6 protein-coding genes are annotated in these 14,382 nt (G+C 52.9%); 2 read left to right on the forward strand and 4 right to left on the reverse strand.

Annotated features, from left to right (window positions below; all coding sequences use genetic code 11):
• The first annotated feature begins 175 nt into the window (after positions 1–175).
• Positions 176–730 (forward strand): cupin domain-containing protein, encoded by a 555-nt coding sequence (locus tag J2I46_RS14980; RefSeq protein WP_207329855.1) that lies wholly within the window; start codon positions 176–178, stop codon positions 728–730.
• A 15-nt stretch (positions 731–745) separates the two neighbouring features.
• Positions 746–2,044, forward strand: coding sequence for a serine hydrolase (locus tag J2I46_RS14985; protein WP_207329856.1), 1,299 nt, complete (start codon positions 746–748; stop codon positions 2,042–2,044).
• Between the two features lie 96 nt (positions 2,045–2,140).
• Here the strand turns inward: J2I46_RS14985 and J2I46_RS14990 are convergent, their stop codons facing one another.
• From J2I46_RS14990 to J2I46_RS15005, 4 genes are all read right to left on the reverse strand, one after another.
• Positions 2,141–5,554 carry a VCBS repeat-containing protein gene (locus tag J2I46_RS14990; protein ID WP_229379770.1) on the reverse strand — a complete coding sequence of 1,138 codons (3,414 nt, stop codon included), beginning with the start codon at positions 5,552–5,554 and terminating at the stop codon, positions 2,141–2,143.
• Between the two features lie 139 nt (positions 5,555–5,693).
• Positions 5,694–9,026, reverse strand: a complete 3,333-nt coding sequence (locus tag J2I46_RS14995; RefSeq protein WP_207329857.1) for a VCBS repeat-containing protein — start codon at positions 9,024–9,026, stop codon at positions 5,694–5,696.
• A gap of 266 nt (positions 9,027–9,292) precedes the next feature.
• The gene (locus tag J2I46_RS15000) at positions 9,293–10,888 is read right to left on the reverse strand and encodes a RagB/SusD family nutrient uptake outer membrane protein (RefSeq protein WP_207329858.1); all 1,596 of its coding nucleotides are present in this window, start codon (positions 10,886–10,888) and stop codon (positions 9,293–9,295) included.
• A gap of 102 nt (positions 10,889–10,990) precedes the next feature.
• The gene (locus J2I46_RS15005) at positions 10,991–14,089 is read right to left on the reverse strand and encodes a SusC/RagA family TonB-linked outer membrane protein (RefSeq protein ID WP_207329859.1); all 3,099 of its coding nucleotides are present in this window, start codon (positions 14,087–14,089) and stop codon (positions 10,991–10,993) included.
• Positions 14,090–14,382: the final 293 nt, after the last annotated feature.

The raw sequence follows: 14,382 nt of genomic DNA on the forward strand, positions 1-14,382 counted from the left end.
ATTACACTACAGCGCGAAGCGAGGTGCTAACGCAACTATCCGTAATTCACATCGTAAATACCACGACCGATAACGAATAGATTACCTGATTACCAACCGCTTCCTAAACGATTGGCAGGCTACGCAGGTAGAATCTCTACCTTCAACAAGTAGCTGATTATTAACTCAATCGCATATGAAACGTCGACTTTTCCTCCAACTACCTGCCTTAGCGTCGGTAGCGCCACTTCTTCTACCATCAACAGCAGTTGCGTCATCCGAAGAGCCACGAAAAGCAATTATGGTTCGGGCAGGCGAAGACCGGTTTGCAAACCGGTTTACGTTTCTTGACGCTCAGTTCGACATTAAAGTATCGGGGAAAGACACGGAGGGTCAATTCGTTGTTTTCGATACGCTACGACCCAAAAAAGTAGGTCCGCCCCTACACGTTCACGAAAAACTCGATGAGTGGTTCTGGATCGTCGATGGCGAGTTCAAGTTTCAGGCGGGTGATGAAACGCTTCGGCTGAAGCCCGGTGATTCGCTGATGATCCCAAAGGGTATGGCGCATGCCTTTGTGAAGACAAGCGAAGGCGTGGCCCGCCTGATTGTTATGCACCAGCCTGCCGGTAAGATGGAAGAGTACTTCTTAACAGCCAGTAAATTACCCGATCAGAGTCCGGAAGCAAGAAGGGCATTAGCCGCCCAAAACGATACTCATTTCGTCGGACCTCCGCTTACGCCGGATTGACCGTATATTTGGGCTATGCGCCTTCTTATCAACACGTTCACCTGCCTGCTTATCGCCAGTCTGTTTACCCTGCCCGCTCATGGCCAGGCCCGAACAGACACACACCTGACCAATCTGCTTAAAACGAATAAAAGCCCTATTTTTCAGCAGGTGATGCAACGGCCCGATGAGTACCGGGTGCAGATCATCTATACGCAGATTGACCGCGACAAGGCAAACCGGCCCTCGTTCACCAACTACTATTTCCGGGTCGATAGCACCGAGTACTTCAATCCGGCTTCGACGGTAAAACTGCCGCTGGCCCTGCTCTCACTGGAGAAGCTAAACAGCCTGAAAAACCCGCGCCTCACCAAATTCACGCCGATGCAGTTCGACAGTGCCTATAGCAAACAGACCAGGGAATGGACCGACAAAACCGCTGAATCGGGCTATCCGTCGATAGCGCACCTGATCAGAAAAGCCTTTCTGGTGAGTGAAAATGATCCATACAGCCGGATGTATGAGTTTGTGGGTCAGCAGCAGATCAACCGGTCGCTACACGCTAAGGGGTATCCCGACACGCGCATTACGCATCGCTTCGTGCGCATGAGTGCCGAGGAAAACCGCCACACAAACCCCGTTCGGTTCATCGACAAAGACGGCTCCACCATTTACACCCAACCCGCCGCCTACAATACTGACCCGTTCGATTTTCGCCGCGAAGCCCGCCTCGGCAATGCGCACTACGTAGGCGATAGTCTGGTGAAAAAACCCTTCGATTTCACGATGCGCAACAAGCTCCCGCTCGAATCGCTGCAACAGATTCTACAATCGACATTATTTCCGGAATCAGTACCCGAAAAGCAACGCTTCAACCTGACGCAAGATGATTACTCCTTCCTGTACCAGTACCTGTCGCAGACACCGGGCGAAACGAACTACCCCAAGTACGACCCGAAAATGTACTACGACAGCTACGTCAAGTTCTTCTTCCGCGATACCCTGCACCCCATGCCCGACGGCGTTCGCGTGTTCAACAAAGTGGGTTGGGCCTACGGTTTCCTGACCGACGCGTCGTACGTAGCTGATTTCAAAAACAAGGTCGAGTACATGCTTACTGCCGTGATCTACGTCAATAGCGACGGTATTCTGAATGACGACAAATACGATGATGAAACCGTTGGCTGGCCGTTCCTGTACCAGTTGGGTCAAACGATTTACCAGCACGAGCTACGTCGAAAACGTACCTACAAACCTGATCTGTCGCGCTTTAAGGTAACCTACGAGAAGCGCGTTAATGACGGGCGGCCAACGGTGAAGGGCGTGGATAATTAGCTTTTTGCTTTGCGTTTCCGTGTATTGCTGGCGCTGGGCCCTTCGACAGGCTTAGGGTCAGCAATACACGGAAACGCAAAGCAGACTAGTAAACACCTATAAGATCTCCGTGCCGACCTTATAGGTGGTAAACACCTGCACCCGGCCACTATTTCGCCCAACCAGCACAAACTGACCGGTGCGGCCCTGAACCGGTACGATAGAACGAATTTCGCCGTTTAGCACGAAACCAGTCTCGTACGGCGATGGCGCAGTGAACTGGCCATTCGTATTGATCAGAATAAAACCGCTACTGGCATCGTAACGGCCCTGATACGTGCTTACTCCGTAGAAATTCCCACCACCCAGCACGTCCAGATCACCGTCGCCATCCGCATCGAAAGGCGTTAAGGCAAATACTTTGGAAACCTGCGCCAAGATTGGCAACGGACGTACCTGGAAGGTGGGCGACTCGCCTTTTCCACCTACATTTTCCAGATAGACTGACGCAAACTGATCAACGTTTCGCTCGTCGGTATCGGCTAGGTCAGTTGGCTTGAAGATATCTGAAATAGGTTTTCCGGCAATGCTATTGTAGGCTACGTACCGTTTGTTGATGATGCCAGGCATCTGTTTACCCAGTTCATCTTTGGTCGCCACGGGGAACCAGTCGTCGCTATTACCCGGCCGTTTGTAAGCCAATACCTGGTCGGTAGTCTGGTTACCGTCGATATCTTTCACCCACATGTGTAGTTGTCCATCCGGCCCTTTTCGGAATTTGGTATTCAGGCCCAGATTGCCCGCCATCAGATCCGTATCGCCATCTTTATCGAAGTCGGCGGCGGTTAGGCATTGCCAGAAACCGCTCATGGGCACGTCGCCAAACGGTTTGTCTGCCTCGGTGAATTTCCCTTTTTGATTCATGAATACGCGCGGAGCCATCCAGTCGCCCACCACCACCAGATCGGGCTGGCGGTCGTTGTTCAGGTCGGCCCAGACGGCGTCGGTGACCATGCCAGCCAGACGGAGACCGGGCGCCCGCTGATCTGTTTCTATGACGAACTGCCCTTTGCCGTTATTAATCAGCAGGTACGAGTCGGGCGTCTGGCCATAATTTTTTGCCAGCACGCGCCCCCCCACGAACAAATCCAGATCGCCGTCACCATCGATGTCCGCGGCACGGACACAGCTTTTGTTACCCGCTAATTTGGGTAGGCCAGCCGATTTCGCGAATTGCCCACCCGAATTGATATACAACCGATCGGCCAGCGGCGGATCATTTTTCGAGAATTCATTCCCACCCGACACCACGTACAAGTCCAGATCGTGATCACCGTCGGCATCAAAAAAGAGCGCGTCCACATCTTCCGACGCAGAATCAGCGGCCGTAGCTGGCTGCGGACTGGCTACGAACCGACCCGCTGGCGTTTGCAGCAGCAACGTACCTGGCTGGTCACGTGCCCCACCGGCATATACATCGTCGAGTCCATCACCATTCACGTCACCCACCGCCAGGCGCGGCCCCTCGGTGGATACTTTAAACGGCATCAGCGACTCGCGGGAGAAATCCTGATAATAGGTGTTCTCACGGTGGCGGTACGGTACGATCGTTGAATCTGTAGCTTCGGTGAACAATTGGGCAACGTGCGCTCTTGTCGACGAGGCGATAACGTACCTGCTTCCGTCGAGTTTCGCGTCGGTTTGTTTCAGCACCAATTGCTGGCTGGCAGGTACGTTGGTGCGCACCTCCATCTGCTGGTTCGGCCAGATGACAATCAGCGAATCGATGGTTTTCCGGGTACCCAGCCCAAAGGTCAGGCGCGGCTCCACTGATGATTGAAAGCCACGTGTTGGCATCAATTGCTGCAGTTGCAGACTATCGCCGCCCTTTCCGTAGCGCACAATCACCTTCGCCCCTACCCCGGCGGTGTTGCCACCACTGCCCTGTAGCTGAACGCTCAGGTAGGTATGATCGGGGAACAACACGTTTGTCTGATTCAGGTAGATATCGGCCGGGTCGTTCAGGTTATTGGTGATCAGGTCCAGGTCTCCGTCGTTATCCAGATCGGCGTAGGCGGCTCCGCTGGCGCAGTTCGGTACGTCGAACCCCCAGGCCAGCGACTTGTCGTGAAACTGCAACGTGGGCGTTCCCCGGTAGAGGTAGTTATGCACCTTCCCTTCCGGCATAACCTGAATCGTCTTCTGTAACGCCTCGGCTGACGTACCCATCGCTGCCTGCACCGAATCATTCGACACATATTTGACGTAATCAAGGTCGTTGGGGCGACGAACGATGCCATTGGCAATAAACAGATCCGTTTGCCCGTCGAGATCATAATCGGCCAGCAGTGGCGACCAGCTCCAGTCGGTAGCGGCAATGCCCGATAGCGCGGCCACTTCGGCAAATCGCTGGCCGTTCTGATTCAGTTGCAGGCAATTCCGGCTGTACTGATTCATGTAGCCATATGCCAGTTTGTACGTGTAGATATCCAGCGGATCTTCGCCCGCCGATGATTTTTCGACGGTTTCGTCTTCCGGATACATGTCGAGGGTTACCAGATCGGTGTAGCCGTCGTGGTTCACATCGGCAGCATCGTTCCCCATCGAAAAGCGGCTGGTATGGGCCAATCGCTGCGGGGCCACGTTCGAGAATTGGCCGTGCTGGTTATTCAGGTACAGGTAGTCGTCCTCGTGAAAATCATTCGAGACGTAGATATCTTCCCAGCCGTCGTTGTTCATATCGGCCACCGCCACACCCAGCCCGTAACCCATCGGTGCCTGGAAGATGCCTGCTTTCTTCGACACATCCTGAAACGGTTTCCCTGCGCCTTTATTCTCGAACAGGAAATCGCCCGCCAGCGAATCGGCCTGACTGCGGGAGGTAACCTTGTCATACGATCGCACCGAATGAACCGCGTGGTTGAGCAGAAAGCAGTCGAGGTCGCCGTCGTGATCATAATCGAAGAAAGCGGCCTGGGTCGAATAGCCCGCGAACGCCAGTCCGTAGGCTTCGGCCTGCTCGGTAAAGGTCGGCACTCCGCCTGGGCCAGGGCCGTTGTTGATGTACAGCTCGTTCCGACCCTTCGTAGGTACGTTCGCACTGCCTTTAAAACCGCTAACCGCACACACGTAAATATCGAGCAGTCCGTCACCGTTCACATCGGCCATCGTCGTGCCGGTTTGCCAGTCGGCTTTTCCAGCTACGGCCGCCTTGTTGGTTATGTCGTCGAAATGGGGTGATTCGCCTTTTTTCGTTCTGTTTAGGTACAGTTTGTTCGCGCCCTGATTTGAAACGAAATACAGATCCGTCAGCCCGTCGTTGTTCACATCCCCCGCCGACACGCCTGCTCCGTTGTAGTAGTAGAGGTAGTCGATGATATTCAGTTGCGGCGTATCGGTCAGTCGATTCACGAACGTCACGCCGGTTTTCGCCGAATCGAGTGTCTCGAATAGCTTCGGCTCGCCAGGCGCGGTTTTACAGCCCCAGATGGTGGAGAGAAGAAGGAAGAAGATGTATTGTATGGGTTTCAATGAATTGATGGGTAATGGATTGTTGTCTTAGTACAGGGTTTATTTGCTTAGTATGAGTATTGCTTTCGCTTGGCCCTTCGACAGGCTGGGCGAAAGCAATACTCATACTAAGCAAATCAGCGTGAAGGAGTCAGCATCATCATTGCACAGCACCACCCATTTTAAACGTCTTCAAAGGACCGTCACACTCGCCAACAAGCACGTAATTACCTACACGCTTTACGTCGCGGATATCGCCGTTGACGAATAGGCCGGATTGGGTCATGGGGACGGTTTCAAACTGGAAATTGCCTTTGTTCCGCAGCACCAGGCCGTGGTTCGCGTCTACTTTACCCAGGCGCAGGCGAAGTTTCGAGTTGTTGCCCATCAGCACCAGGTCTTTTTTGCCATCGTGATCCAGATCGTCGGCCAGGATGGCGAAGATGGGGGCGTATTGAGCAGATGGGGGTAAATTGTGCGGTACAAACTGCCCATTCTGATTTTCCAGCACCAGCGTCCGGGTTTCGTTTATCTCTCGTTTCTGAGCCCGTTCCAGCACCGACGGATCGAAGAATTGATCGAGTGTGGCGGTTGAATACGAGGCGTAGGTCTGAAACGTCCGGCGCAGGCTCGTTACCTGATCACCTATTTCATCGCGGGTATGTGCCGGGTAGGCCTTACCCTGAATGTAGTAGGTCATGAAACAGTCGATAACCCCATTCTGATCGAAATCTTCGTACACCATCGTAGCCGGTTCAGCGGTGGTAGCCCGGAACTGCGTGTTCTGACCAATATTCCCGACGATCAGGTCCTCATCGCCATCACCATCCAGATCAGCTTTTTCCACGCGGTTCCACCAGCCCAGGAGCGTCTTTTGCTCACCGGAGTCTTCTGTTTTCAGTTGGCCCATGCTGTTGTGCAACACAGTCACGGGCATCCACTCGCCCACGACAACCAGATCGGGCCAGCCATCGTGATCCACGTCGGTGGTGATGGCGTCGGTCACCAGGCCCAGCTTGCCTAAAGATTTGGGGGTAAAATGGGCCTGGCCGTCGTTGAGCAGCAATAGGCTTTCCTCAACCAACGGATATCGGTTTGGCCGAACGAAGCCGCCGACGAACAGATCCATATCACCGTCACGGTCAACGTCAAGGGCTGTCACGCACGAACCATTGATTTTGTCTTCCGGCAGCGCGGCTGGCACAAGCTTACCGTTTTCGTTGAGCCAGAGTTGATCGGGTAGTTCGCTAAAATCCCGGATACTGTACCCGCCATTCACGACAAACAGATCGGGTCGCTTGTCGCCATTAAAGTCAGCTAACACCGCATCAGCATTTTTGCGGGGGGCAGTACCGGGGGCTTGGGGCAGGGGGCTTGGGGTAAAAGTACCCTTCGCCTCAAGCAACAACGTACCTGGCTTTTCGGGCGTGCCGCATACGTACGCATCCGGTTGCCCGTCGCCGTTCACATCGCCTACTGCCATGCGCGGACCAGCATACGAATACTGCTCAGGCAGCATCAACTGCCGCTCAAAATCATTAACCGGAGCAATGGTGTGCACATAGTCTGGGGCGGCAGGAAGCTCCGTAAACAACGTAGGGCTATCTGGCGGGGCAGCCGCTTGTGCGAGAGACGCGCCTGCTTTTGCATAATAGATCGTTAGCGTTTGGTCAGCGCTGGCGTTGGGTACGTTGTCGATACGTCCGTCGGGCCAGCGTACCTGGATGCGCGTTGGTTTTTCGCCGGCGGGAAGACCAAACAGCAGCGCGTCGTGGCTGGCCGACAGGTAACCGCGTGTGGGGTAATTTTCCTGTGTTTGCGTCTGTCCACCGTTATCAACTGTTACCGTGGCGCCAATGCCGAATAGATTGGCGGGCGGGCCTTTCAGCTTTATTTTCAGGAAATGGCCCTCCTTCTGGTCACGTTCCGTGTTGCGGTAAATGCGGGCGGGCTCGTTCAGGTTATTGGTGATTAGGTCCAGGTCACCGTCGTTGTCAAGATCGGCGTAGGCGCAGCCGTTCGAGCGCGTATTTTCGTCGAAACCCCACTCTTTCTGTCGGTTCTGAAACGCTACGCTATCAGGCTGCGGGCCGCTCACGTTCCTGAAAATGTAGTTCTTGGTAGGCGTCGAGGGCATCTGCTTCAACTGATCCAGCAGCGAGGTGCCTTTCTGCATCTGCTCTTCGTCGCTGAGGTATTTGGTAAAGTCGGCGTTGGTCAGGTCGCGACCGAGGCCATTGCTGACGAACAGATCTTTACGGCCGTCCAAATCAAAATCGGCGAGCAGTGCGCCCCAACTCCAGTCGGTTGCCGATACACCGGCCAATTGCCCTACCTCCGCGAAGTGGCCCGAGCCACCCGGCGTTTGCTGGTTGATCTGGAGCATATTCCGCATGTTCTGATGCCAGAAGCCGTTTTTCAGTTGCGCCTGATATACCTGCCAGTTATCGGGCCAGATCAGCAGTTTCTGGCGGGCATTATCTTCGGGCAACATGTCGAGCGTGAAAATGTCGGGGCGGGTATCATTGTTCACGTCGGCAATATCGACGCCCATTGCCGAGTACGACGTGTGATTGATCCGTTCACGAAGTTCATCCCGGAAGGCCGACCCGGTAGCGTTTGTACCACGCTGGTTAATGTACAAATAATCGTCCTCAACAAAGTCATTCGCCACATACACGTCGGGCCAGCCATCGCCATTGGCGTCAGTCACCGACACGCCAAGCCCGAACCCAAGCGGATTGCCCTTAATGCCCTCCGATTCAGAAACGTCAACGAAATGCCCACCATCATTCCGAAACAGTTTATCGCCTGCGTTGTAGTCGCGTTCGGCACGCATGACGGCGGCTTCTTTCCGCTGGTAATTCTTCAGGTTATGATTGATCAGGAAACAGTCAAGGTCACCGTCGCGGTCATAATCGAAGAAGTTGGCCTGTACGGAGTAGCCCGAATCGGCAAGGCCGTATTCAGCGGCACGTTCGGTAAATGTAGGTACCGCACCGGCGGACTGGTTGCCGGGGCCAGTATGATTATTGATAAACAACTGATTCCGGCGGAGCGAATCGGGCCGCATGCCTGAGTAGCACACGTAGATATCGAGCCAGCCATCGGCGTTTACATCAGCCAGTGTGACACCCGTTTTCCAGCCTCCTGCCCGACCGGCCACACCTGCTGTTGCGGTAATATCCGTAAATTTTAAGGGTACTGCCTTGCCCGATTTCGCAGTGTCGCTTTCGTTCAGGAATAGCTTATTCGGTACCTGATTCCCCGTAAAGTAGAGGTCAACACGGCCATCGTTGTTCAGGTCGCCAGCGGCTACACCGGCACCGTTGTAGAAATACTCGAACGACAGAATGTTCTCTTGTTCAGTCTCCTGCAACATATTGGCAAACGAAAGCCCGGTCTGCGCCGGATCAGTTTTTTCAAACAGCGTGCTTTCGTTGTTACAGCCGAGACAGGCAACAAGAATCAGTAGAAATACGGCAGGTTTCATAGGTACGTAAAGATACGGCCTGAATTGTAGATATGTAGGGGCGACCCTTGCAGCCGCCCGCTTTCGGACGCGACCGAGGGGCCGCCCACTCGCGACAGCAACGTACCTAAGGTTATGCAAAAAGAGCCGCTACATCTGGTGTAACGGCTCTTTCTATTAAACAATTGCTGTCGCGAGGTGGGCGGCCGCGGTCGAAAGCGGGCGGTCGCAAGGGCCGCCCCTACATATTAACGATTCGGCCAACACATCAATGATTCGACCTATTTTCAATACCCTGCGTTCTGTGGTTGCAGGTTCGGGTTGCTGTCGATTGCCTGTTGTGGGAATGGGAACAGCACAGCTGTATCAGGCGACTTTGTTGGGCGCTGATCAACCGGGTTCAGGAACGTACCAAAGCGAATAGCATCGCTCCGGCGCCAGCCTTCCCAGTACAATTCACGACCACGTTCGGCCAGAATAGCCGTCAGATCAACCGTTGCCAGTGTTGTAGCACCGCGCGTTGTCCGCAGGTTATTGACGATCGTAGTAGCAGTCTGGCCTTGTGGGTCAGTACCACCACGCGCAATGGCCTCAGCTTTCATCAGCAGCACATCGGCGTAGCGAAGCAGGATGTAATCGTTGGTTGGGTTGTTATAGGTTGTTGGGTTAGGCAGGTATTTAATAACCCGGATACCATTCACCTCATTGGCCAAACCAATATTCACGTTCGGTGTAAACACCAGCGGGTTACCGCTACGGTCTTTCAAAGGAACCAGTGCTGTGGTACCGGCAGCAGGCGGACCATACTGCTGACCTACCTGGAAACCAGCTGTTAAACCAGTGATTGGGGTCAGGTCAGATGGTTGCGCTGAGCGGCGTTCGTCATTGGCTTCAAAACTATTGTAGAAATCGGCCAGCGTAGTGAAACCGTTCCAGGCACCAATGTATTGGTTGTAGTGCTCGGTCATGAAGTACCGGTTCTGAACGCTACCAGGCTGAGCCGTCGACGTGTTCTGAATGGTAAAGATCATTTCGCTTGAGCGTTGATCGTTATCCCAGTGGAAGTTATCGAAGTATTTCCCTTTCGCATTCAGGGCGAAAGCCGTGTTGGCAATCACCTGATTCGAGAAGTAAACCGCCGAATCCATATCAGCCTTCGCGAACGTATAGGGTCCGGCTGGCGATGATGGGTTCTGGTTGTATACCGCCCGGTTCAGGTACATTTTAGCCAGCATAGCAGCAGCCGCTTCTTTCGTAGCCACGTTTGCTGTTGCTTTTGTGTAGGTTGGCAATACAGCAAAAGCAGCCCGCAAGTCGCTGATCACATAGTTGGATGCAGCCTGACGAGTCAATACCTGCGGATTGGCATCAGCGGCATCGGTTACCTGACGAACAGGCGTACGACCAAATAAGTCGACGATGTACGATGTGAAGAAACCACGCAGGAAACGAGCCTGAGCAACCAACTGGGCGTTTGAACCAGCAGCGTAGACAGCCTGCGTAGCCCGGAAAGCACCCGTATTCATGTCGTTCCAGGCATTCAGTACTTCTGTGTGCTGCGAATCCCAGGTGTGCTGGTGCAGTTTGCGCCATACGCCGAAGTCATCCCAGTCAGTACCACGGGTTGGTCCCATCATTTCATCCGACGAATGCTCTTCCAGCGCGTAGGTACGTCCCTGGCTGTTGGCAATGACGTTTAGGGCCTGATAAGCCCCCTGTAAAGTTGCTGTTGGGTCCAGTGTGATAGACCCCTGTTTGGCATCGGTTGATGATAAGGCACCATACACCTTGTCATCGAGATTTGTACAGCCATTGATGCCCGCTCCACCTACCAGTACGGTAGCAGTTAGCAAGCCAATGGTCCGATATTTTGAAAAGTTCATGTTTTTTTTGACTAAAATGTTCTGTTGATGCCTGCTCGTATGTACCAGATAATATGAAAATAATACTATTTATACATACGAGACAGAGCTCATACTGGTTGCTTAGAATCCAACATTTAATCCCAGCGTAACCGTGCGGGGCGTTGGGTATGGCGTGTAATCGATGCCCAGTGACGGAATACCGTTGCCGTTACCATTGTATGTCACGGTGTTTACGTCTGGGTTCAGACCCGTATAGCCCGTGAAAATGAACAGGTTCTGACCGGTCAGTGACAGCGATAGCGACTTGGCAAAACCACCGCTCGGCAATTCAAACCGGCGCGATAGCGTCAGGTTGGTGATCCGAACATAATCACTGCTTTCCAGGAAGCGAGTCGATACCGAAGCCGGGTTCAAGCCATTCTCATTGCTGTTGGCCACTTCGTAGGTCACGTTACGAGCGTTCTTGAGGGCACCTTTAGCAAACAGGGCGTTGGCCGTGTTGTTGTAGATTTTACCACCAAACTGACCGTTCACGAACAGGCTGGCTGTCCAGAGGCCAAATGTGAAGTTGTTGGTCAAACCTAAACGCAGTTTGGCAAATGGGCTGCCCTGATACGTGGCTGCGCCATTATCGGCATAGGTTGAATAGCCGTTCGAATCAAAACCGGTGAACTTAGGAATGAAGAACGAGAACGGTGCATAACCATCGGTGATACGCTCTGCATAGGCACCCGACAGACCCTGACCGCTAATCGCACCAACGGCCTGGTTTGTTCCGATACCGTTTGCTTTGATGTCAAGCGTAGTCAGGTTGAACACGGCTTCCCAGCCAAATTGTTGCGTTTGTGCCACCTGACCAATCAGATTCAACTCGATACCCTGGCTGACAATTTCGCCTGGCAGGTTGATCCATTTGTAGCTAACTGGTGCAGGTTGTGCGTAGAACACTTGTAGCAGTGTGTTCGAACCAGCACGGTGGTAGTAATCGATCGAACCCGACAAACGACCTTTCAACACGCTGAAATCGATACCAGCGCCCGTTGTGGTGTTCTGCTCCCATTTCAGGTCAGGGTTCGGGTTGTTCTGCTGAATCTGCGAACCTGTGTTGTTGTACGTATAGATGATCTTCGACGCACCACCGGCAAAATCCTGATTACCCACAATACCATAGTTGGCCCGGATTTTCAGGTCATCGAAAACCCCTTTCGGAATAAAGCTCTCCTGCGAAATACGCCACGCACCGGCCAGCGATGGGAACGTACCGTATTTATTGTTGATCCCGAAACGTGACGATCCGTCGACCCGTACGGTAGCCGTCAACAGGTACTTCTCATTCCAGTTGTAGTTGGCCCGGCCAAAGTACGACTGGAGGTCGTTCTGCCCACGCGATGAACCACCACCAATGGCCGTTCCAGTCAGGGTGTTGGCAGCTCCGATGTTGTCGGTGTATGAGATAATCGATTCGTTGAAGGGGAACCGGCTGGCCGCCAGGTAACTCGTTGTTGTACCAAATGTCTGGTAAGCAAAACCCGCTACGGCATCAAGCGTACCAGGGCCGAGTTTCCGGTTGTAGTTCGCCGTATATTCAACCAGTTTCGACAGACGATTCAGGTTATTGATATACGCTGCTCCGCCCAGACCCGTTACTGGATCGGCAAAAACCTGGTTGGTCACTGAACCAAGTGGTACAGAAAACTGACCGTTCAACCGTGAATCGATCGAAGTAGTACGGGTCGACGTTGAGTTATCAACACCGAAGTTTGCTTTCAGCGATAAGCCGTCTGTTACAAACCAGGTGGCGCTAACGTTTGCCAGCGTGCGGTTGGTTACGCTCTTATCATGGTACAGATCCAGCATGGCGCGTGGGTTACGGTACGAACCACCAGCTAGCTGATAGTATGAAGCCGTATCGCTGCTGTTGCGGAAAACAGGGTAGGTTGGGTTAGCGCCAATCATGGCACCAAACAGGTTACCCAACGCACCAGCCTGGTTACCGGTCATGGCATACTGGTCAGTTACGTTCGACGTAGTAGCATTTACAGCCAGTGTTACCTTCTTGTTGAAGATATCCTGCGAGGCGTTGATACGACCCGTAACACGCTGCTGACCAGTACCTTTCACTAAACCCTGCTGATCCTGATAACCCAATGAGAACAGATAACGCGTGTTATCGTTACCACCGCCGAAACTGGCGTTATAGATCTGCGAAATGCTGGTCCGCAGAATCTCTTTCTGCCAGTCAGTGTTAGCTTTCGCGTTTACCGTCGCGAGTGTAGCGTCGCCGCCGGCTTTCGTTACACCCGCCAGAAAATCAGCAGCAGAGAGGAGATCGTATCGCTTCAGTGTTGACGAAACCGCGCCTGACGCCGAGAAATTTAACTGTGGGGCACCGGCCTTTCCTTTGCGCGTTGTGATCAGCACAACACCGTTGGCACCCCGTGCCCCATAAATAGCGGCGGCCGAGGCGTCTTTCAGTACCGAAATGTTCTCGATGTCGCTCGGGTTCAGGAAGGACAATGGGTTACGCGCCGTTGTAGTACCCGTACCGAAGTCGGGTGTACCGCTGCTGAAATCGCCACCGTCGAGGGGAACCCCATCGATAACGTACAGAGGTGTGTTACCACCACGCAACGATACTGCACCCCGAATCTGGATGTTGTTGGCCGCACCTGGCTCACCGCTGGCTGGCGTGATTTGTACACCCGCCACGCGGCCCTGTAACAGTTGCTCAGGCGACGTGATCACCCCTTTGTTAAAATCTTTGGGCCCTAGCGTGGCTACTGATCCTGTTACGTCTTTGGCTTTTTGCGTACCATAACCTACCACCACTACTTCGCTCAGAGTCTTGTTATCTTCAGCGAGCGAGATGTTAACTGTTTGCCGGTTGCCTACGGTTACTTCCTGCGGCGTGTAACCAATTGAGCTAAATACCAGCACCGACGTTGGGCCAACACCAGTTAGTCTATAATTTCCATCGGCATCAGTAGTTATACCCCGTGTCTGTCCTTTAACCTGTACAGTAACGCCTGGCAGACCAATACCGGCCCCTGCGTCGGTTACTTTACCGGAAACGGTCGCTTCCTGGGCAAACGCGAAGGAAACAGTGAAGAGCATCAGCAGCGTAAAAACTGCCTTCCATAGGTTAGCAGGTGTATTGACTCCCGGCTTGTGGCTGGAGTCAACAACCTGACCCACTGTTGAGTAGGGTTTGTCGTTCATAAAACGGTTGACTTGTTAAAAATGGTTTTTGACCACCTTCCTATCTCTTTGTTCTACAGACAAATAGACTAAATCAACTGAACAACAATGACGTTGGTAATGAGGCAATTGTAAATAGGTCACGTTGAGTATTGACTCCTTCTACTTTGTAATAGGACAAAGAAGGGTTGATCGATAGGGCAAATTACAATAGTAAGATTGAATAATTCAACAAAACACAAGCTTCTCTATTTAATATATTTTAACAATAGAGTTTATATAGTGTAATTAATTGTATTAATTTGACACAAAAG

It is taken from the genome of Fibrella forsythiae (assembly GCF_017353175.1).
In the GTDB taxonomy this organism is placed as follows: domain Bacteria; phylum Bacteroidota; class Bacteroidia; order Cytophagales; family Spirosomataceae; genus Fibrella; species Fibrella forsythiae.

Coding starts and splice junctions, on each gene's coding strand:
- J2I46_RS14980 (WP_207329855.1), top strand. CDS start 176: ATGAAACGTCGACTTTTCCTCCAACTACCTGCCTTAGCGTCGGTAGCG.
- J2I46_RS15000 (WP_207329858.1), bottom strand. CDS start 10,888: ATGAACTTTTCAAAATATCGGACCATTGGCTTGCTAACTGCTACCGTA.
- J2I46_RS14995 (WP_207329857.1), bottom strand. CDS start 9,026: ATGAAACCTGCCGTATTTCTACTGATTCTTGTTGCCTGTCTCGGCTGT.
- J2I46_RS14985 (WP_207329856.1), top strand. CDS start 746: ATGCGCCTTCTTATCAACACGTTCACCTGCCTGCTTATCGCCAGTCTG.
- J2I46_RS15005 (WP_207329859.1), bottom strand. CDS start 14,089: ATGAACGACAAACCCTACTCAACAGTGGGTCAGGTTGTTGACTCCAGC.